This is a genomic window from Hydrogenophaga sp. (assembly GCF_036675665.1).
GTDB lineage: Bacteria > Pseudomonadota > Gammaproteobacteria > Burkholderiales > Burkholderiaceae_C > Hydrogenophaga.
In genome coordinates this window covers 23,319-44,331 of the sequence record NZ_JAKFEO010000039.1, presented here as the reverse complement: position 1 = coordinate 44,331, position 21,013 = coordinate 23,319, and the positions used below count along the sequence as shown (strand labels likewise).

Here is a 21,013-nt window from a genome sequence, read left to right as displayed (position 1 = left end):
GTGCCAGATCGCGGGCCTATCGCCGAACTGGTCTCCGATGCCGCGCATGCCGCTTGTTCACGCACTCAGCAGCTCAGCCCATCGCTTGGCCTTTGCGTCAATCTGAATAAATCAGGTCCGACTCATTACGATGCAGGATGCGCGGGAGAAATTGAAGGCATGGCAGCATGACTACAACCATCACCGCCCGCATGGCTCACTCGGCCACCTGACCCCGAGGGAGTTCGTCAGAAAGAGGTCAGATCAACAGCTGAAAAGCTGCCCAACTCCAGTTTAGAAGTGACCGGATATGGGGGGGAAGTCAGAATTAAAGGAAGAGGGCGAGTAGCCCAATAAAAGCGCACGAACTGGACCAAAGCTACTGACAACGGGCGTTCAGCAGTCGGGTTGCGACGTCAAACGCAACAAGGTCCTCTTCAGTACGCGCTGCGAGATGGGCACCTTCCAGCATGGCCAGGGTCGCGGGCGCCTCGTATGCCGGATCAAGGATTGCCGATATGGACCCGTCCCTTTGGCCGAGTTCGAACGTCACAGTGATCCATTGCAGGATCATTGCGCGGACGGCGCTGACTTTGGCGATGACCACTTCAGACAAGCTTTCCCGGCTGGTTGAAAAGGCAACGCACAGACAAACGGTGCGGCCATCATCCAGGGCTGCTCGGTACAGGGCAATCAGGGCCTTGAGGCGTGCACCGGCGGTGGCGTGGGTTGCTTCGATCTCGGCCAGGCGATGCTGCAGGTTGGTCTGATATCGCTCGATCAATGCTTCGGAAAGATTGGCCTTGGTCGGAAAATGGTGGTGGATCGACGCTTTTCGAATGCCGATCGCCTCTGCCATATCGCCATAGCTGAAGCCGTCGAAACCCCGTGAGCGGGCTGCGTGTTCAGCAAAATCCATCAGGGCGACTCTGGTGTCTCTGTTCGTTGTCATTTCACCTTTCTATGTGTCCTAGGTTTGCCAGCGCCAGCTCCGATGCTTCCAGCGCCCCCTCAAGGTATCCTCCGAATTTAGGCGCCACCTCGGTCCCGGCAAGGATCAAATCGCCATCCCAAAGTCCATTGAGAACGCGGGGCAAACCGTATTGCGAGTTGACATGTGGCGCCTGCCCTCGAACTCCAGCATTACGCAGCGGTGCATAAGGCGGCCCAGGATGGTGGTGGCCATGGAGGCATCTCCCAGATATTTGCCTCAGTCCTGCACCACGCGGTTGGCGGTGATGACGACGGATCGGTGCAACTTGTAGCGCTGGTGCAAGATGGCTTGCAGCACCTCGGCGACGTGCTCGCTGAACCGTCAGCAACATTCACATGATCGGCAGGATCAGCGCGACCCAGCGACGTCAAGTGGAACACCTTCTGCGCTGTTCGGCTCTACGACTGTGACTCGCTTTCAGGTAGTGTCATGGCGCGATCTTCTTGTCTCCACCTTGTTGTGGTGGTTGCGGCCGACAGTCATGCCGTATCTCCGCCATGGAGAAGAACGCCGGGCGCCAATGAAGACTACCGCTGATTGGCGTAGTTCGCGTAGGACGTGGTCGTGGCTGGCCAGTCCGAGAAAACGCCAATCACACCCGCCTCGCGGACGAGCACGTCGAGCACACGCATCATGTCGCCTTAGGTCTTGATGGCCGAATCGAACGTCTGGTAATACAGGCCGTTGTCGCCATCGGCCAGCAGACCCGAGCGCTCCAGGGTCCAGGCAATGATGTCCAGACCGGCCGAGCGGGCGTTTCGCGCGTACTGCGAGGGCGCGATCCGCTCTGAAGTGTCGGTGCTCAGCAGGGCGAAGATCGGCGGCGCCATGATGTTGATGCCCTGGCTCTTGTACTTCACGAGTTCGGCCTGGCTGGGCAGATCGGCCATGGTGTTGGCGTCGTCCGGATACACCGCCTGACGCCCAAAGGCGCGTTCAACATCAAGTCCGGCTTTGCCGGGGGGACGTGTATGCACAGGGCCACCACTGCGTCGGTCAGGTCATCAATCGAGATTCCCATTTCAGACTTGAACCACTGCGCTGACCCGTTCAGCACACCAAAGATCAAATGGCGCGCAACCGGAACCTCGACCTGCAAGCAGCCAGTCAACGAGAGCTCTTGGAGCACGGACGTCCATGTCGCTTCGTATTCACCTTGCAGCTTCGCGATGACTTTGTGCTGCATAGCATTGAGGTAGCGCGACTCGTAGAGCACCACATGCATGAAGTCGCTGTTTGGTCCCAGAATCGTTTCGAAATGCGATCGGATCAATTGCCGCAGCGTGGTCACAGCGTCATGCTCGGCAAGTAGCACGATCATCTGGCGCGCCATCGCGCTGCGCATGCCTTCCTGAATCACTTCATGCAATAGCGCATCCTTGCTTTTGAAGTGACAAAACAGTGATCCGGAATGCATGCCGACGGCGCAGGCGATGTCGCGCGTGCTCGTGCCGTTGAAGCCGTAGCGTCGAAACAGTTTGGCCGCGGCCTTGACGACATCTTGGCGGCGATTGCCTTCATTTCGCTCCTGCGGCGTCTTGCGTGGGCGGCCTCGCGGCCGCTTGGCTGCTTCGAAAGTGGGGAGGGAGCGCACGGCACACATCATCCGAAAACGAGTAGCGAGGCCTGCCAATGATGTCGGGTCGAAAGCTCAGGCGACCCCGAAAACGGCGGACGGAGGCCTCGACCGTATTGCGAACATCGGTCTCGGTCTGGGTGGTCGGTACCGGGGATGACGGCCATCGGCTCAGTATGACTTAGGCAAGCCCAATACATGTTCGCCGATGTAGTTGAGCAGCATCTCGTTGTTGATGGGCGCGATTTCCAGCAGGCGCACCATGGGCCACAACGTGATGATGTCGTAGTCGCGGTCGAATCCGTAGCCGCCGTGGGTTTGCAGCGCGGCCTCTACGGCGGCCACCGCCGCTTGCGAGCCCAGCAGCTTGGCCATGTTGGCGTGGGCACCAGCATCCTCGCCGGCGTCGAAGCGCTCGGCGGCGTTGTAGGTCATCAGCCGCGCTGCCTCGATCTGCGCCTTGGCCTGCGCCATACGGTGCTGCAGTGCCTGGTAGGAGCCAATTGGCTTGCCGAAGGGCTTACGCTCCTTCGAATAGGCTACCGCCTTGGCCAGCGCATAGTCGCCCAAGCCGATTGCGGCTCCAGCGGCCAGCAGGCGCTCCGAGTTCAGGCCTTCGAACATCAGCTTGGCGCCCTTGCCGGCTTCGCCGATCAGTGCGTCGGCGGGCAGCTTGACGTTGTCAAAGAACACCATGTACTGGCGCTCGGCGGTTTCGACCTGGATGTTGAGTTGCGTCAGCTGGATTCCGGGCGTTTTCATGTCAAGCACGAACAGCGAGATGCCGTCGGTGCGATGCTTCACCTCGCCTGCCTTGGTGGTGCGAGCGATCACCAGCATGTAGTCGGCATCGCGCGCGCCAGAAATGAAGACCTTCTGGCCATTGAGCACCCAGCCATCGCCGTCCGGTGTGGCCAGTGTGGTCATGGCAAAGCTGTTGGTGCCGGCATTGGGCTCGGTGATGGCAAAACACAACTTCTTCTCGCCGGTGCAAGTCGGCGTGACGTATTTCCTGATCTGCTCGGGTGTGCCGTGGCGCATGATCGGTACCCGGCCCAGCCCTGTGACGACCAGGAACAGCGTGGGCACGCCGGCCAAAGCCAGCGCTTCATTGAGCGCGGTGATCTCCAGTACGCCGCCTCCGGAGCCGCCATACTCTTCCGGGACGGACAGGCCGAGCAGGCCGAACTCGCCGAGCTTTTGCCACAGCTCGTCGGGGAAGCGATCTTCCTTGATGCACTGGAGGATGTAGCTGCGCGGGTACAGGGTGGTGACGCCGCGGGTGGCTTCCTGCACGTCGCGGATACGCGCGCTCAAGGCGGTGGAAGCCGTGTTGGCTATCGCGGTAGTGGCCGAGGTGTTCATGGTGTATTTCTCTGTCTTGGATTGGGGGCAGGGGCGAAAGTTGTCAAAGTGCCAAGTCGGCTGGGATCGGGACTGGAAAATCGAGCAGCATCTGCGCAAAGGCTTTGCCCTGCGAGTCCATGCGAACCGAAGCGATGCCGCCGCCGCCCAGGGCTTCGTGCATCAGAAAGTTCAGCGCGTGCGTGCCGGGCAGGTCAAAGCGCTGCACGCTGCCCTTGACGAGGTGGGCGAACCAGGCCGCCACGGCCTGCTCGGTCAGGGCGGCGCGGATGAAAGGCAGGTAGCCGGGTTGACGCGCCAGGACGCCGATGTTGGCGGCGTCGCCCTTGTCGCCGCTGCGGCCCCAGGCCAGCTTCACCAGCGGCACTATGCGCGTGCCGCGCGCATAGGCGTCGGCGGCAGGCAGCGGGCCGCCGACCTGGGGCAGGGTCGCCGGATCAAACGCCTGGCCGTGCCATGGCGGTGCCGCCACGGTCTTGTCGCCCATGTCGATGCTCGCGGCCAGCTGGGTCTTGGGGATCAGGCAGGAAAACAGCCGAACCACCGGTTGCACCTTGGGTCGACCACCGGTGAAGCCCGTGATGGCCGGGGCCGACATCAGGGCCATCGGCGCCACTTCGCGCGAAAACAGTTCGAGTGCGTCCTTGACCGGGTGGCGCACGCCGACCTTGAGCATCACTTCGCGCGCATCGGGCCGAGCGTGGGGGCCGTAGGTGTCTTCAGCGCCGATGGCCTCGACACAAGTTTCGGTGAAGTCGGGCCAACCGCGCTGTGCATAGTGTCGCCGCATGCGCGCCAGCATTGCGGCGCCGACGCGCTGCCCCTTGGCGCCGGCATTGATGCCGCCGATCATGAACAAGCTCATGGCCCGAAAGCCGTCGGCGTAGGTGACGCTGACTTTGGCCTGATCGGTCGGCGGGAGGCCGCGCGCGCCCTTGACCTCGACGCGGTCGGGGCCGATCTGCGTCAGCGTGACGCTGGTGAAGTCGCACACCACATCGGGCAGGATGTAGGCGCGCGGGTCGCCGATTTCATAGAGCATCTGCTCGCCCACCGTGGAGTGGCAGACCAGCCCGCCAGTGCCTTCGGGCTTGGTGATGACGAAGCTGCCGTCGGCGCGGCACTCGGCGATGGGAAAGCCCATGTCGTCCCAGCCCGGCACCGAATCCCAGTCAGTGTAGTTGCCGCCGGTGGCCTGCGTGCCGCACTCGATCAGGTGACCAGCCAGGCTGCCCTGCGCGAGCAGATCGTGGTCGGCGGCGGTCCAGCCAAAGGCATGGATAAGCGGCGCCAGTGTGACCGCGCTGTCGACGCAGCGGCCAGTGACCACGACGTCGGCGCCGGCATCGAGCGCCGCGGCGATCGGGAAGGCGCCCAGATAGGCGTTGGCGCTCATGACTTTTTGTGGAAAGGGGCTGCCCGCGAACATCTCTTGGATGTTGGCCGAGCGCAGGGCCTCAACCTGGGGCATCAGGTCGTCGCCCAGCACGGCGGCGATGTTCAGATCGACACCTTCGGCCTGGGCTGCAGCCACCAGCGCAGCGCGACAGGCAGACGGGTTGACACCGCCCGCGTTGGCAATGACCTTGATGCCGCGCGACTTCAGTTCCTTCATCAGGGGCTGGAGGGTGGTCACGAAATCCGGTGCATAGCCCTGTGCCGGGTCTTTGGCCTTGGCGCGGCTGAGCAGCGACATGGTGATTTCGGCCAAGTAGTCGAACACCAGGACGTCGATGTTGCCGCGCTGCACCAGTTGGGCGGCGGCGAACTCGGAGTCGCCCCAGAAGCCCGAGGCGCTGCCAATACGAAGGGTTATTTTTTTCATGGATGTCTCCGGGTTATTCGGGGGAGCGGGGTCAGCGCGGGGTGGATGCAATACTGCGCGGCCAGAACACGCGCCAGATACCCTTGGCGGTGGCGCAAACTGTGCCATTGGCATCCAGGAACTCCCCTTCGGCAAATGCCGTCGTGCGGCTGATGCGCACCACCTTGCCGCGTGCTTCGAAGCTATCGCCCACGGCGGCATTGAGGAAGGTGATGTCGAGGTTGATCGTGAACTGGCGAAGCTCGAAGGGGTCAATGTCGGACGCCTCGGGCATGGCCAGCAGCGAGGAGATGATGGCCCAGCCAAGCGCACCGTCGAACATATAGGAGATGACGCCGCCATTGAGCACGGTGTCCGAACCGCCGCCGCCGCGTTGGGTGGGAAGGGCCTTAGGAAGTCGTACAACAGCTCGGCCTACAGCTGTTTCTTCAACTTCAAGCCCTTGCGCCTTCAGAAAAGGGCTATCGTTCCAGCCTTGCTTGCAAGCTGCGATGCGGTCAAGGTTGGGGGCGTTGGTATTCATATTGAGCTCCTGTGGGCTGTCTAAAAAGCGTATGGGGTTCAAAGCATCGCCAGTTGCTCGATGCGTTGCACATGGGCCGCCAACGAACGGCTCGCCAGTGGCCAGAGCGCTGCGGGGGTGTCGTCATAGGCCAGAGTTAGCCAGTCGTCCAAGCCGCCTTGCGGGACGGCGCGCATGGCCGCTAGCACCCTGGCCTCGCGCCGCAGGCGGTGCGCCTTTAGCTGCGCAATGGACTGCGCCGCCCAGCCAATGACGTGACCGTTCGCCGGCAGGATGAACTCGATACCGTCCTTCTCGCAGATCTGCGCCAGGCGGTCCAGCGAATCGAGATAGGCGCTCATGTCGCCATCGGGCGGGTCGATGATGGTGGTACTTCCGCTGAGGATGTGGTCGCCCGAAAACAGCAGACCGTCTTCTTCGAGGATGAGGCAGAGGTGGTTGGCTGCGTGCCCTGGTGTATGGACCACGCGCAGGGTGCTTTTGTGCTCGCCATCGTGCAGCATCAGGCGCTCGCCGTCGGCCAGAGCTCGGTCGGGGGCGAAGACAGCCGTGGAGCGGGCAGTGGCGGCGCAAGCCAGGCCCAGCACCGGCGGAGTATGTCCTGCCAGGCGGGCGCAGGCCTGGGCCAGCGGCTGCGCGGCGGGGGAGTGGTCCGGGTGCGAGTGGGTGCAGACGATGGCCGTGATCTGGCCTGCCGTGAAAGCGAGCAGGCGCTCGATATGGTCGTTCAGCAAGGGGCCCGGATCAATGACGATGTAGCCGCTGGACGCGTCTCCAAGGATGTAGCTGTTGGTGCCGGGGCCGGTCATGATGCTGGCGTTGGGGGCGGTGAGACGATGCAGGTGCCGCAACAAGGGCACCGGCCGCTCGTGTTGCCAGTCCAGCGGGTGCTCGAGCTGGCCGTCCGGGCAGACCAGCGCGAGTTCGCCGTACGGCGCTTCATGCTCCATGAAACGCTGAAGTTGACCGCTGACCAGACCACCCCGAGGGCAGGAGTTCCACAGTGGCACGTCTTCGGTACAGGCCGCCAGGGCCTGCTCGGCTTGCTCGAAATCCGCCAACCAGTGCAGGGTGCGGATGGTTGGAAAGATCATGAAAAAGTTGCCGGCTTGGTGTTTCGTCAGCGCATCCTCGGGCCTGACCCAGACGGGCTCGAACTGTTCCATTTCGTCGGCCACCGGCTCCTGCTGGTCGGGCATCAGCGCAACGAAGAAGGCGGTGTTGAAACGCTTGGGCACGCTGCGATCGGTGGTCCAGCAGGCCAGCATGCGCGCCCGATCGAGCGTTAGTGACCAGCCCTGGCTTTGCAGTTGCGGGTACAGCGCTTCACTGCGGTCCAGCGCTTGAAGGTGGGTGCGGGTGATGGGCTTGTCATCGGCCTGCACCGCCAGCAGGATGCCCAATTCCTCGAAGGTTTCCCTCAGTGCAGCCAGTGCTGCCGTGCGGTAGCGTCCGCCCGCGTTGGGGGCGCGTGCCAGTGTATGCGCCTGGTGGTCGTCAGCGTCCACTCGCCCGCCGGGGAAAACATAGGCGCCAGGCAAGAAGCTGGCTTTTGGCGAGCGCCGGGTCATCAACACTTCGACGCCAAGCGCACCATCACGCAGCAGCAGCAGGGTGGCGGCCGGGTGCGCGGTGACCGGCTCTCTGTGGGGGTGGAGCTGCAATGTGGGGCGGACCATGGGCAGTGTCTGTTGAGCGAGGATGTGGGTTTGGGCTTCAGGCGCTGGCAGAGTGGGTGCGCAGCAAGGCGTCGAGCGTGCTTTCCAGGTGTGCGAGGGAATTGCATTCGCGCGCGATGTGGCAATAGGGGGCGTAGCGCTTCATCTCCGAATCGCCCAGGCCCCAGAACGAGACCGGCTCGGGGTTGAGCCAGATGACCCGGCGCGCGCGCTGGTAGAGCAGTTGCATGACTTGAGCCTGGGCTTGACCTCGGTTGTTGCGCGCGTCGCCGAGAATCAGCACGGTGGTGCGGCGATCGATGTCCTCGAGCAACTGCGCCTCGATGTCGAGCAGCGTCTGCCCATAGTCGGTGCCACTGCCGCCCACCGCCTGCATCACTTTGTCGACCGCCTGTTCGACCGGCAGCGACTCAAAGGTGTCGCTCACCTCGACCAGGTGGTTGGTGAAAGCGAAGCTGCGCAGGTCGCTCACCTGCTCACCCAGACTGTGCAGGAACAGCAACAAAAAACGCGCGTACTGGCGCACCGAGCCGCTGACGTCGCAGATCGCCACCACGCGTGGCCGGTCCACCACTTTGGAGCGCCAGAAGGTCTCGAACATTACGCCATCGTAGGCAGCGTTTTTGCGCAGGGTCTTGCGAAAGTCGAGCTGGCCGCGCACCCGCTTCTTCTTGCGCCGCGAGTGGCGATCGGCCAGTCGCTTGGCGATTTTGCTGACGATGACGTGCATGCGCGCGAAATCACGCTTTTCGATGTTGGAGAGCTTTTGCGATTGCAGGAAGTCGTCGTGCAACTGGCGCGTCGGTGCCGTGCCGTAGAGCGCGAGTTTGCGTTCGACAAAATTGCGCACCTCCTCGAACAATTTCTTGCGCATCCGTTCGAGGTCTTTGGCACGCTCGGGCGCCAGCGTCTGGCGTTTGGCGTCAGAGATTTCGCGGTCCAGCAGCTCCAGCCCCATGGCCTGCTGGATCTTTTGGGTGTAGTAGCCTTTTTGGGTGAAAAACCAGATGTCGGTCAGGCCCACCTCGCGCGCGGCTTCCTGCATGCGCTTTGCCAGTGCCGCAGAGTCACCCGACAGCAACAACTGCGACAAGGCCTGGCCACCGCTGCCCTGACAGCCGCCCGGCCCACCGGAACCGGTTGCGGTCTGTTTGTTTTGGGCTGGGTCCGGCAGGTCTTGCGCGGCCATGGCGTCTGAAGCGGGGTTGGCGTTGGGGTCGGTGTCGGGCCTGAAGGAGGGCTTGGCCGGACTGCCTTGCGCGGCCATGTTTTCGAAGGAATTGAAACGGAAGAAGCGGTCAAAGGCCTCGTCGTACAGGGCGCGATCCGGGGTGGTTTTCGCCAGTGTCGTGCCCAGTGCGCTTTTCAGGAGGGTGCGGTCGCTCCAGCCGACCAGCGCCACGGCGCGCGCCGCATCGACCTGGGCGTTGAGGCTGATCTCGAGGTCGCTGCCGCGCAGCGCCTTGAAGAAATCCTCAAGCGTGGCTTGCACGGGGAATCTCCGCATCCTTGCGCGCTTGTTGCAGCAGGGCCGGCAGTTGCTCGCTGGCCGAGGCGATGTCCTGCTCGAACTTGAGGAAGACACTGAGCGTGCCCTTCACCATGTCCAGGCTCAAGTGTTCGGCGTGCAGCAGCAGCAGCGTTTTGGCCCAGTCGATGGTCTCGCTGACCGAGGGCTGCTTTTTCAGGTCCATCTGCCGCACCGCCTGAATGAAAGCGACCAGTTCGCGGTTCAGTGTTTCCGACAGGCCTGGCACGCGGCGCTCCAGAATGCGCCGCTCCAGCTTCGCCTCGGGGAATGGAATGTGCAAGTGCAGGCAGCGGCGCTTGAGCGCGTCGCTCATCTCGCGCGTGTTGTTGCTGGTGAGAAAAACGATGGGCTTTACCTTGGCCTTGATGGTGCCGAGTTCGGGCACCGAGACCTGAAAGTCGGACAGCACTTCGAGCAGGAAAGCCTCGAACTCGGGGTCGGACTTGTCAACCTCGTCCACCAACAGCACGCAGCCGCGCTCCTGGTGCAAGGCCTGATAGAGCGGGCGCGGCTCAAGAAAGTGCTCGGAAAAGAACAGATCGTCGTGCGCATGCAGCCGCTCGATGGAGGCCGCGAGTCCCACCGCGCCTTGCATCATCTCCCCCAGTTTGTCCTTGAGGAGTTGCGTATAGAGCAATTGCTTGCCGTATTTCCACTCGTACAAGGCCTTGGATTCGTCCAGGCCTTCGTAACACTGCATGCGGATCAGGGGCACGTCGAGAATCTCGGCCATGCCCTTGGCCAGTTCGGTCTTGCCGACGCCGGCCGGGCCTTCGACAAGGATCGGCTTTTCCAGATTGAAGCCCAGATAGACCGAGGTGGCGATTTCGCGGCTGGCAATGTAGTCGACCGCAGCCAGCCGCTGCGCCAGGCCATCGATGGAGTCAAAGTGGGGTTGGTGTAGTGTTTTCACGGGGTTCCTTGGAGAGCAGCATTTTTTCGCCGGTTTGAAGTTGTCGGGATTCGGCGATGCCGCGGGCTATGCCCTGCACCAGGCGCAGATCGCGCGCCAGGTTGAGCAGGGTCGGTTCACGGTCGTCCAGGGCCGCGGCAAAGGATTCACAGGTGCCTTGCCAGCGATCAAGCAGGCGGCGCGCGCCCAGATTGAATGCCGCCAACGCCTCGTTGGGTCCGTGCTGGTCCAGGTGCTGGGCGGCATGACGTGCAACGGGCGAGAGGGCATCGAGTTCGAGTTGCAAGCCACCCAGGTCCCGGGTCAATGCAGGGGTCCGGGCGGAGCTTTGGAACCAGCGCGCCAATGTATCCAGCTCGGCTTGCATGGCGCCGAGCATGGGGCCCAGCAGCAGGGCGTCTTCGATCGCGCGCAGCGGCCGAGCGATGGTGTCGAAAGCCTGTCCAGGCTCGCCAAGGCGCTGGCTTTCCGGCACCCGGCAGCCGACAAGTTGCATGCCGCAATGGCCGAGCGGCGCCAGTCCGCGCACTTTGTCGTCCAGTTGGCGGGTCAGGCCCGGTGTGTTGACCTCAACGACGAAAGCATCGAAGCGCCTGCGCCCCTCGTGTTCGCCGCTGACGGCCAGCACGATGACGGCATCGGCTGCCGGGCCGTTGCTGACAAAGGCCTTGTGGCCGTCAAGGAGCCAGTCGCTGCCGTCCTGAATCGCCCGGCAGCTCAGGTGTTTGGGGTGTGCGCCGGTGCCGGGCTCGGAGATCGCGAGTGCCAGTAATGTGTCGCCAAGCGCCATGGATCGCAGCAGCGCACGATGCCGGTCGCTGCGCAGATTCGGCGCCAGCACGAAGCGTCCCAGCATCTGCTGCATCATCCACGCCATGCCCAGACCCAGGCTGGCGGATTCCCGGGCGACGATGCCGGCCACAGCGCTGACCTGCACGGCGTCCGTGACGGGCGCCCCGCCGTCGCTGTCGAAGCCCACACCGAGCAGGCCGCTGGCGCCGAGATGACGCCACCAGGCACGGGGGAAGCCGTGCGCGCAGTCAGGCGCTGGCGCGCCCGACAAGGCCAGGCGCATGGCCTCGGGCAGCGCCGAAGGCGGCATGTGCTGTGTGGGTGAGGCGGCGGACTTCATCCAGGGCTTCCGGCGTAAAACCCGAGCTGGCGCGCCGCCAGGTCGCGCATCACCTCTTCGGCGCCGCCACCGATGGCGTTGACCTTGACTTCGCGGTAAATGCGCTCCACCTTGACGCCGCGCATGAAACCGGCGCCGCCGTGCAGTTGCACCGCCTCGCTGGCGCAATAGGCCATGGTCTGGGTGGCCTGGTTCTTCAGCAGGCAGATTTCGCCCACCGGCGTATCGCCCTGTTCGACGCGCCAGGCGAGCAATTCCAGCATGGCCTGGGTCGCCTCGACGCGCATGGCCATGTCGGCGAGTTTGTGGCGGGTGACCTGCTGGTCGATCAGGCGGCCGCCGAACATCTCGCGCTCACGCGACCAGGCCAGCGCCTCGTCCAGGCAGACGCGGGCAAAGCCGTTGGCGCCGGCGGCGAGAAAGATGCGCTCGCGGTTGAAATTCTTCATGATGGCCTTGAAGCCCTGGTTTTCCACCCCCACCAGGTTCTCCACTGGCACGCGGCAATGGTCGAAATACAGGGCGGCGGTGTCGGAGCACCACCAGCCCATTTTTCTCAAAGGCGTTTGCGTAAAGCCGGGCGTGCCTTTCTCGATCAGCAGCAGCGACACGCCGCCTGGCCCCGGCCCGCCAGTGCGCACCGCCACGGTGTAGAAGTCGGCGCGCATGCCGGAGGTGATGAACGTTTTCGAGCCGTTGACGACATAGTGATCACCATCCCTGCGCGCCGTGGTCTTGAGGTTGGCCACGTCCGAGCCGCCGGAGGGTTCGGTGATGCCGAGTGCGCTGATCTTCTCGCCCCGCAGCACCGGCGGCAAGACGCGCTGCTTCAGCGCCTCGCTGCCCACGTTGACGATGGGCGGGCAGCCGATGGTGTGCGACAGCAGACTCGCCAGGACACCACCAGCACCGCAACGCGCCAGTTCCTGCGCGGCGATGATGGTCATGAACAGGTCGCCGTCGTTGCCGCCGAAGGCTTCAGGAAAACCCAGGCCCAGCAGGCCGATTTCGGCCGCCTTGCGGTACAACGCGACAGGAAAGGACTCGGCTTCGTCCCAGGCATCCACGTGCGGACTGATTTCTCTGGCGACGAAGCGGCGCATCGCGTCGCGGAACGCCAGATGCTCGGGCGTATAGAAGGGACTCTTGGCAGGCAGGGTTTCGGCAGGCATGCGTTTTACTCTCCGTGGATGTGGCGTGTGTCGCGCGTGCCGAGCGGTGCGCGCCTCAATCAGGCTGCTCGACCAGTGACACCAACAATGCGCGCGTGGCAACCTGGTCGCCAGCGCGCACAGCTACCTGGTCCACCACGCCATCGCGACGGGCCAGCAGTTGATGCTCCATCTTCATGGCTTCGAGCACCGCCAGGCGCTGCCCCTTGGTGACCGTGTCGCCATTTCGGACGTCAACGGCCAGCACCCGTCCGTTCATGGGTGCGAGCACGCGTGACTCCGCACTGCCTGCCGCCGCGGCCGGGGGGTCATAGGTCAGGTCTTCAAAGCTGGCACTCAGGTCGCCCAGCTCCAAGTGCAACACGCCGCCGGCAAACACCGCAGCCGCGTGCTGCTGCACGCCATCGGCGATCAGGTGCAGGCACTCGCCTTCGCGCCCGCTGAGGGTGATGTGGTGCAGCGCCGCGCCCACTTCGAGCGTGTAGCTGTGGGTGCCAGTGACCGTGATGTGCACGGCATGGCGGTGTTCGCCCTCGCCGATCAGCATCGGCCAGCGTGCCGGTCCGCTGGAGCGCCAGGGCGCGGCTGCGACCGGCGTGGCGCTGGCTTCAAACCACAGCGTGCCGGCCAGCGCCAGCGCCAGCGAGTCGGGCTGGGGCCGCACCAGCGCCGCAGCGCCGAAGTGCTGGGCGATGAAGGCAGTGGTCGTTTCGCCAGCGGCGAAGGCCGGGTGGCTGGCCACGGCTTCGAGGAAGGCACGGTTGTGGGGCAGGCCGAGCAGGCGGGTGCGTTGCAGCGCACCGATCAGGCGCCGTCGGGCTTCGTCGCGGGTCGCGCCGTGCACAATGATTTTGGCGATCATGGGGTCGTAGTGCGGGCTGACGGTCTGGCCTGATGCCAAGCCGTGGTCAACGCGCACGCCTTCGCCCGTGGGCGGGCACCAGAGCGCAACATCGCCACTTTGCGGCAGGAAGCCGTTGTACGGATCTTCGGCGTACAGGCGCACTTCGATGGCGTGCCCGTTCAAGTGCACTTGCTCCTGCGTCAGCGGCAAGTGCTCGCCACGGGCCACGGCGATCTGCCAGGCCACCAGGTCCAACCCGGTGATGCACTCGGTCACCGGGTGTTCGACCTGCAGCCGCGTGTTCATCTCCAGAAAGTAGAAGCGCCCTTCGCTGTCGAGCAGAAACTCCACCGTGCCGGCGCCGACGTAGTTCACGGTGCGCGCAGCCGCCACCGCCGCCGCGCCCATTTGCTCGCGCAGCTGGGGCGTGACCGCCGGGGAGGGCGCTTCCTCGAACACCTTCTGGTGCCGGCGCTGGATCGAGCAGTCGCGTTCGCCCAGGTGGATGATGTGGCCGTGCTGGTCGCCGAAGACCTGGATTTCGACATGGCGCGGCTCAATCACCGCGCGCTCCAGGATGAGCTCTTCGCTGCCGAAGGCGTTGCCTGCTTCCGAGCGGGCGCTGGCCAGGGCGACCGCGAGGTCTTGCGGGTGTTCGACCAGTCGCATGCCTCGCCCGCCACCGCCCGCCGCCGCCTTGACCATGATCGGGAAACCGATCTCGGCAGCCTTCGTGAGCAGCGTGGCATCGGACTGGTCGGTGCCCTGATAGCCCGGCACGCAGGGCACGCCCGCCGCCAGCATCAGGCGTTTGGCGCCGGCCTTGTTGCCCATTTTCAGGATGGCCTGCGGGTCCGGGCCGATGAACACCAGCCCGGCGTCCAGGCAAGCTTGCGCAAAGCCGTCGTTCTCGGACAGGAAGCCGTAGCCGGGGTGTACCGCGTCGGCACCGGTGCTGCGCGCCGCCGCCAGCAGCGCCGCAACGTTGAGGTAGCTCTCCCGTACCGGCGGCGGGCCGATGCACACTGCCTCGTCGGCCAGGGCAACATGCAGCGCTTGGGCATCTGCTTCGCTGTAAACGGCCACCGTGCGGTAGCCCAGCGCCTGGGCCGTGCGGATGATCCGGCAGGCGATCTCGCCGCGGTTGGCAATCAGGATTTTGGTGAAGTTCATCAGGGTTCTCACATCCGTGCCACGCCAAAGGTGTTCGAAAGCAAGGGCCGCAACCCGGCTTCCCGACACACCGCCAGGGTGGTGGCGAGCGCGCGGCGGGTGTCGCGCGGGTCGATGATGCCGTCGTCCCACAGGCGCGCGGTGGCAAACAGCGAATGCGATTCGAGGTCAAAACGTGCCAGGATCTCGCTTTTCATGGTGGCCATGGTTTCGGCGGGTGGCTCCTTGCCGGTGCGGGCAAATTTTTCTTCGGTGACGATGCGCATCACGGTGGCGGCCTGCTCGCCGCCCATCACAGCCACCCGCGCGTTGGGCCAGGCGAACACGAAGCGCGGATCGTAGGCGCGGCCACACATGCCGTAGTTGCCGGCACCGAAGGAGGCACCTGTCATCACGGTGATTTGCGGCACGGTGGCATTGGCCACAGCCTGGATCATCTTGGCGCCATGCTTGATCATGCCGACCTGCTCCACATCCTTGCCGACCATGAAGCCGGTGGTGTTCTGCAGATAGACGATCGGGGTGCCCGACTGGCAGCACAACTGGATGAACTGGGTCGCCTTGGTGGCGCCTTGCGGATCAATGGGCCCGTTGTTGCCGATGAAGCCGCAAGGGTATCCCTCGATGGCACCATGGCCGCACACGGTACTGGAGCCGTACAACGATTTGAATTCGAGGAAGTCGGAGTCGTCGATCACCCGCGCCAGCACTTCGCGCATGTCGTAGGGCTGGCGAAAGTCAACCGGCACCACGCCCGCCAGTTGCTCGACCGGATAACGCGGCTCTTTCCAGGTCTTCACCGCGCGCATCGGCAAGCGGTCGTTCCACGGCAGCCGCGCCAAGATGTCGCGTGCGATGCGGATGCCGTCCGCATCGTCCTCGGCCAGGTACTCGGCCACGCCCGACATCGAACAGTGCATCTCGGCGCCGCCCAGCTCTTCGTCGGTGGCGATCTCGCCGGTGGCGGCTTTTAGCAAGGGTGGGCCGGCCAGGAAAGCCTTTGCACGGCCGCGCACCATGATCACATAGTCGGACATGCCCGGAAGGTAGGCGCCGCCGGCAGTTGAGTGGCCGTGCATCACGCAGACCTGTGGAATGCCCCTGGCCGATAGCCGCGCCTGGTTGGCGAAGCCGCGGCCGCCTTCAATGAACACCTCGCCCACATGCATCAGGTTGGCGCCGCCGGACTCGACCAGTCGCACCACTGGCAGTTTGTTCTCCAGTGCGATGGCTTCGGCGCGAAGGCTCTTCTTCATGCCCATCGGTGTGATGGTGCCGCCCTTGATCGCGCTGTCGGATGCGATCACCACGCAACGGATGCCCGACACCACCCCGATGCCGCAGATGATCCCGCCCCCCAGCACGTTCTTCTCGCCGTCGTCGTCGTGCATCCTGAAGCCGGCCAGGGTCGAAAACTCCAGCCACGACGAGCCGCGGTCGAGCAGCAGCGCGATGCGCTCACGCGGCAGCAGCTGTTTGCGGGCGCGGAACTTGGCTTCTTGGCTGTTCGACGTGTTGCGCACACGGTCTTCGAGCGTGCGGAAACTGTCGATCAGCGCGAGCATCTGTGCGCGCTCGCGCTGGAAGCTCTCTGACTGCGGGTCGACTTGACTTTGAATGGCGGGCATGGGCGGTTCTCGCTGAAAGGTCGCAGTGAACGAATGGGGTCACAGGCCTGCTTACAGGTCGTAAAAACGCTCACCCTGGGCGGCCATGCGGCGCAGCAACTGCGGCGGCGCGAAGCGCGCACCGTGCCGCTCTGCCAGGCTCTCGCAGACTTTGACAAAGGCGGACACCCCCTGGCTGTGGATCTGGCCGATCGGGCCACCCAGGTAGGCTGGGAAGCCCCAGCCCAGGATCGCGCCGACATCGGCATCGATTGGTGCCAGCAGAACTTTTTCTTCGAGGCAGCGTGCTGTTTCGACGGACTGGATGAACATCAGGCGCTGCTTGACCTCTTCGACCGTGGGTTGCGTGGCCGCCAGCGGGAACGCCTGCGCCAGGCCTGCCCACAGTTGTTTCTGGCCATCTTGTGGGTAGTCGTAGAAACCTTTGCCGGTTTTTTTACCCAGTCGTCCCAGCTGGTCCACCATGCGGTCGCAGACGTCGTCGATGGCGCTGCGCTGGTAGGCCTTGCCGAGGTCGGTGGCGGTCTGTTTCCGGATGCGCGCCATCAATTCGAGCGAGACTTCGTCGGCCAGCGCCAGCGGCCCCACCGGCATGCCGGCCATGCGCCCGGCGTTGTCGATCAGCGCCGGCTTCACGCCTTCGGCCAGCAGCGCCAGGCCTTCGCCGACGTAGGTCGAGAACACCCGGCTGGTGTAGAAGCCGCGGCTGTCATTGACGACGATGGGCGTCTTGCGGATCGCCTTGACGAAGTCCATGGCACGGGCCAGGCATTCGTCACTGGTGGCCTGGCCGCGAATGATCTCCACCAGCGGCATCTTGTCGACTGGCGAGAAAAAATGCAGGCCGATGAAGTTGGCCGGACGTGCGGACGCCTCGGCCAGCCCGCTGATGGGCAGGGTGCTGGTGTTGGAGGCGAAGAGGGCGCCGGGGGCGATCACCGCCTCGGCCTTGCGCGTCACGTCGGCCTTGATGGCGCGGTCTTCAAACACCGCTTCGACCACAATGTCACAGCCTGTCAGGTCGGCGAAGTCGGTGGTCGGCTTGATCAGGGTTAGCTTGGCAGTGCACTCGGCCTCGGTCATGCGCTTGGCGGCCACGCGCTTGTTCCATAGGTTCTCGCTGTAGGCCTTGCCCTTGGCCGCGCTGTCGGTGCTGCTGTCGAGCAGCACCACTTCCATGCCGACCTCGGCGGCGGCGAAGGCAATGCCCGCGCCCATCATGCCAGCCCCCAGAATGCCGACCTTGCGGTAGCTGGCCTGAGGCACGCCCTTGGGCCGGGAGGCCAGCTTGCTGGCGGCGGGGATGCCAAAGAACAGCGAGCGGATCATGTTCTTGGCCTCTTTGCCGGTCGTCAGCTTGACGAACTCGCGCATCTCGACCTTGCAGCCGGTGTCGATGTCGATCTGGCAGCCGTTGTAGACGCAGTTCAAGATCGCCTCAGGTGCGGGATAGTTGCCAAAGGTCTTGGCGCGCAGCATGGCGTTGCCAGCGGTCAAAGTGTCGTAGCCCATGGGGCTTTGCACGGCGCCGCCCGGCAGCTTGAAACCCTTGCGGTCCCAGGGCTGAACAGCGGCAGCGGCACCGTCAGTCAGCAGCCACTGCCTGGCGCGGGCCAGCAGTTGGTCGGCCGGCACGACTTCATCGACCAGACCCGCATCCAGGGCTTTTTGCGGGGCGAGCTTTTTGCCTTCGAGCAGGAAGGGCAGCGCGTTGCGCACACCGATCATGCGCGGCAGACGCTGCGTGCCGCCGCCGCCGGGCAGCAGGCCAAGGCCCACCTCGGGCAGGCCGATCTGGGCCTTGGGGTTGTCGGCGGCGATGCGTCGGTGGCAGGCCAGCGCGACCTCGTAGCCGCCGCCCAGCGTGGTGCCGTTGAGGGCCGCGACGAAGGGCTTGCCGCTTTTCTCAATGCCGCGCATCAGGGCGTGCAACTGGGTGACGAAGTCCATCATTTCGGCAACGTCCGTGATGGCGAGCATCATGTTGAGGTCGGCACCGGCGATGAACTCGGGCTTGGAAGAGGTGACGATCACGCCCTTGACGGCAGCGTCCGCGACGGCCCTGCGCACGGCGTCGGAGAAGGCAGGAATGGATTGCTCGTTGAGGACGTTCATGGGCACGTCCTGCATGGCCCAGGTGATGGTGGCGATGCCATCGGCATCAAGCTTGTAGTCAATCGTCATGTTGGTGATCCAGGTCTGTGATGAGGTTCACGTCGTGCCGAGGCTTCAGACGCGCTCGATGATGGTGGCTGTGCCCATGCCGGCGCCCACGCACAGCGTGACCAGGCCGGTCGACAGGTTGCGCCGCTCGAGTTCGTCGAGCAGGGTGCCCAGAATCATCGCGCCAGTCGCGCCCAGGGGGTGCCCCATCGCAATCGCCCCGCCGTTGACGTTCATCTTGTCGTGCGTGACTTTCATCACTTCCATGAAACGCAGCACGACTGAGGCGAAGGCTTCGTTCAGTTCATAGAGGTCGATGTCGCTGGCCTTCATGCCAGCGAGCTTGAGCGCCTTTTCCGCCGAATAGGAGGGGCCGGTCAGCATGATGGTGGGCTCGCTGCCGATGGAGGCGAACGAGCGGATGCGGGCACGGGCTTTCAGGCCCAGCCGTTTGCCGACTTCGGCGTTGCCGACCAGCACCGCAGCCGCGCCGTCAACAATGCCCGATGAGTTGCCGGCATGGTGCACGTGCACCATGCGCTCGATCTCGGGATAACGCTGAATGGCCACCGCGTCGAAGCCGTATTTCTCGCCCTGCACCTTGAAAGCAGGCTCCAGCTTGGCCAGCGACTCCAGCGTGGTTTCGGCGCGCATGTGTTCGTCGCGCTCAAGCACGATGCAACCGTTCACATCCTTCACGGGAACGATCGAATTGGCGAAGCGGCTCTCGGCCCAGGCGAGTGCGGCGCGGCGCTGGCTTTCGACCGCGTAGCTGTCGACGTCGCTGCGGCTGTGGCCGTAAAGCGTGGCAATCAGATCGGCCGAAATGCCCTGCGGCACGAAATAGGTCGGAATCGCCACCGCTGGGTCAATCGCCCAGGCACCGCCGCTGGTGCCCATGGGCACACGGCTCATGCTCTCCACGCCGCCGCCGATGACCAGTGGCGACTGACCCGACATCACCTTGGCGGCGGCCATGTTGCAGGCCTCCAGGCCCGAGGCGCAAAAGCGATTGACCTGCACGCCGGCAGCGCTTTCGTGGTACCCGGCGGCAATGGCCGCAACGCGCGCGATGTTGGCGCCTTGCTCACCGGCGGGTTCGACGCAGCCGAGGATGATGTCGTCCACGAAGGCGGTGTCCAGGGTGTTGCGGTCGCGTAGTGCCTGCAGCGCGGTAATGGCCAAACTGATGGGCGTGGTGCCGTGCAGCGCACCCGAGCTGCGGCCCTTGCCGCGCGGCGTGCGCACGGCGTCGAAAATGAATGCTTCGGTCATGTTGGGTTTCCTTCTTTCTGAATCTGGGGATGCGATAGGCAAGAGGGCGGAAGAGCGGCAGGCGGCTGGCAGCAGTTGCTACAGCGTGCGGCTGATGATTTCCTTCATGATTTCGTTGGCGCCACCGTAGATGCGCGCGACGCGCGCATCCGCATAGGCGCGGGCAATCGGGTACTCCCACATGTAGCCGAAGCCGCCGAACATCTGCAGGCATTGGTCGATCACCTTGCAGTGCAGGTCGGTGGTCCAGTACTTGGCCATCGCGGCGGTGGCGGCATCAAGCTGACCGTCCATCAGCAGGCCGAGCAGGCGGTCGACAAAGACCTGTGCGATCTGCACCTCGGTTTTCATTTCGGCGAGCTTGAAGCGGTTGTGCTGGAAATCGATCACGCGCTGGCCGAAGGCCTTGCGATCCTTGGTGTAGGCCAGGGTCCATTCGAGCGCGGCCTCGGCGCCCGCCACCGCGCCGATGGCGATCTGCATGCGCTCCCAGGCCAGTTCCTGCATCAGCAGGAAAAAGCCCTTGCCATCGCCGCCGAGGATGTTGCTGGCCGGCACGCGCACGTCTTCGAAGAAGAGTTCCGAGGTGTCCTGCGCCTTCATGCCGATTTTTTCGAGATTGCGCCCGCGCGTGAAGCCGGGGCGATTGGTCTCGACCAGCACCAGCGAGGTTCCCTTGGCGCCTTGCGTCGGGTCGGTCTTGGCGACAACGATCACCAAGTCGGCGTTCTGGCCGTTGGTGATAAAGGTCTTTTGACCATTGATCACAAGTTCGTCGCCGTCACGGACCGCACTGGTGCGCACGCTTTGCAGGTCGCTGCCCGCGCCCGGCTCAGTCATGGCGATGGCGCCAATCACTTCGCCGGTGGCCATCTTCGGCAGCCAGTTGCGCTTTTGCGCCTCGGTGCCGTAGGCCAGGATGTAGGGTGCCACGATGTCGGAGTGCAGGCCGAAGCCAATGCCGCTGGTGCCGGCGCGCGAGACTTCTTCAATGAGCACAGCACTGTGCAGGCGCGTACCGCCACCGCCGCCGTATTGCTCGGGTATGGCGGGGCACAGCAGGCCGGCGGCGCCGGCCTTGCGCCAGACGGCGCGCGGCACGATGCCATCGTTTTCCCAGCCGGCGTGATGAGGTATGACTTCTTCTTCCAGAAAGCGACGTGCCTGGTCCCGGAAGAGTTCGTGTTCTTCACCGAAGAGGGTGCGGTTGAGCATGGGTCTGTCCATGAAGTTCGATTGGC

General features: G+C 64.2%; 17 protein-coding genes and 1 pseudogene. 1 reads left to right on the top strand and 17 read right to left on the bottom strand.

Annotated features, from left to right (window positions below; translation table 11 throughout):
* Positions 1-130 precede the first annotated feature (130 nt).
* The gene (locus V6M63_RS24570; RefSeq protein ID WP_363318655.1) at positions 131-277 is read left to right on the top strand and encodes an integrase core domain-containing protein; all 147 of its coding nucleotides are present in this window, start codon (positions 131-133) and stop codon (positions 275-277) included.
* An 81-nt stretch (positions 278-358) separates the two neighbouring features.
* Here the strand turns inward: V6M63_RS24570 and V6M63_RS15985 are convergent, their stop codons facing one another.
* From V6M63_RS15985 to V6M63_RS15905, 17 genes and pseudogenes are all read right to left on the bottom strand, one after another.
* The gene (locus V6M63_RS15985; protein ID WP_332743464.1) at positions 359-898 is read right to left on the bottom strand and encodes a TetR/AcrR family transcriptional regulator; all 540 of its coding nucleotides are present in this window, start codon (positions 896-898) and stop codon (positions 359-361) included.
* A gap of 138 nt (positions 899-1,036) precedes the next feature.
* Positions 1,037-1,276: pseudogene (locus V6M63_RS15980) on the bottom strand (ATP-binding protein); the annotation flags it as partial.
* 338 nt (positions 1,277-1,614) lie between these two features.
* Complete coding sequence (locus V6M63_RS15975) at positions 1,615-1,863, bottom strand: hypothetical protein (RefSeq protein WP_291086755.1); 249 nt, start codon at positions 1,861-1,863, stop codon at positions 1,615-1,617.
* The gene (locus V6M63_RS15970; protein WP_235501463.1) at positions 1,830-2,576 is read right to left on the bottom strand and encodes a TetR/AcrR family transcriptional regulator; all 747 of its coding nucleotides are present in this window, start codon (positions 2,574-2,576) and stop codon (positions 1,830-1,832) included. The genes V6M63_RS15975 and V6M63_RS15970 overlap by 34 nt, the downstream gene beginning before the upstream one ends.
* A 144-nt stretch (positions 2,577-2,720) precedes the next feature.
* Positions 2,721-3,914: an acyl-CoA dehydrogenase family protein gene (locus tag V6M63_RS15965; protein ID WP_056278480.1), complete on the bottom strand. Its 1,194-nt coding sequence runs from the start codon at positions 3,912-3,914 to the stop codon at positions 2,721-2,723.
* A 43-nt stretch (positions 3,915-3,957) separates the two neighbouring features.
* A complete protein-coding gene (locus V6M63_RS15960; protein WP_056278478.1) occupies positions 3,958-5,739 on the bottom strand; it encodes an acyclic terpene utilization AtuA family protein in 1,782 nt (593 codons plus the stop codon).
* A gap of 31 nt (positions 5,740-5,770) precedes the next feature.
* Positions 5,771-6,262, bottom strand: a complete 492-nt coding sequence (locus V6M63_RS15955; protein ID WP_082586013.1) for a PaaI family thioesterase — start codon at positions 6,260-6,262, stop codon at positions 5,771-5,773.
* A gap of 38 nt (positions 6,263-6,300) precedes the next feature.
* On the bottom strand, positions 6,301-7,941 hold the full coding sequence (locus tag V6M63_RS15950; protein ID WP_332743461.1) for an MBL fold metallo-hydrolase: 1,641 nt from the start codon (positions 7,939-7,941) through the stop codon (positions 6,301-6,303).
* Between the two features lie 37 nt (positions 7,942-7,978).
* The gene (locus tag V6M63_RS15945) at positions 7,979-9,433 is read right to left on the bottom strand and encodes a vWA domain-containing protein (RefSeq protein ID WP_056278469.1); all 1,455 of its coding nucleotides are present in this window, start codon (positions 9,431-9,433) and stop codon (positions 7,979-7,981) included.
* Positions 9,417-10,385 carry an AAA family ATPase gene (locus V6M63_RS15940; RefSeq protein WP_069047335.1) on the bottom strand — a complete coding sequence of 323 codons (969 nt, stop codon included), beginning with the start codon at positions 10,383-10,385 and terminating at the stop codon, positions 9,417-9,419. The genes V6M63_RS15945 and V6M63_RS15940 overlap by 17 nt, the downstream gene beginning before the upstream one ends.
* Positions 10,357-11,517: an acyl-CoA dehydrogenase family protein gene (locus tag V6M63_RS15935; RefSeq protein WP_056278464.1), complete on the bottom strand. Its 1,161-nt coding sequence runs from the start codon at positions 11,515-11,517 to the stop codon at positions 10,357-10,359. Before V6M63_RS15935 ends, V6M63_RS15940 begins: the two co-directional genes overlap by 29 nt.
* On the bottom strand, positions 11,514-12,689 hold the full coding sequence (locus V6M63_RS15930) for an acyl-CoA dehydrogenase family protein (RefSeq protein WP_056278460.1): 1,176 nt from the start codon (positions 12,687-12,689) through the stop codon (positions 11,514-11,516). Before V6M63_RS15930 ends, V6M63_RS15935 begins: the two co-directional genes overlap by 4 nt.
* 55 nt (positions 12,690-12,744) lie before the next feature.
* Positions 12,745-14,706: an acetyl/propionyl/methylcrotonyl-CoA carboxylase subunit alpha gene (locus V6M63_RS15925; RefSeq protein ID WP_332743457.1), complete on the bottom strand. Its 1,962-nt coding sequence runs from the start codon at positions 14,704-14,706 to the stop codon at positions 12,745-12,747.
* Positions 14,707-14,714: 8 nt separating this feature from the next.
* Complete coding sequence (locus V6M63_RS15920) at positions 14,715-16,334, bottom strand: acyl-CoA carboxylase subunit beta (RefSeq protein ID WP_056278454.1); 1,620 nt, start codon at positions 16,332-16,334, stop codon at positions 14,715-14,717.
* 51 nt (positions 16,335-16,385) lie between these two features.
* Positions 16,386-18,518, bottom strand: a complete 2,133-nt coding sequence (locus V6M63_RS15915; RefSeq protein WP_297393954.1) for a 3-hydroxyacyl-CoA dehydrogenase NAD-binding domain-containing protein — start codon at positions 18,516-18,518, stop codon at positions 16,386-16,388.
* Positions 18,519-18,563: 45 nt separating this feature from the next.
* Positions 18,564-19,772: an acetyl-CoA C-acetyltransferase gene (locus V6M63_RS15910; protein WP_056278449.1), complete on the bottom strand. Its 1,209-nt coding sequence runs from the start codon at positions 19,770-19,772 to the stop codon at positions 18,564-18,566.
* Positions 19,773-19,850: 78 nt separating this feature from the next.
* On the bottom strand, positions 19,851-20,987 hold the full coding sequence (locus V6M63_RS15905) for an acyl-CoA dehydrogenase family protein (RefSeq protein WP_332743450.1): 1,137 nt from the start codon (positions 20,985-20,987) through the stop codon (positions 19,851-19,853).
* Between the last annotated feature and the right edge of the window lie 26 nt (positions 20,988-21,013).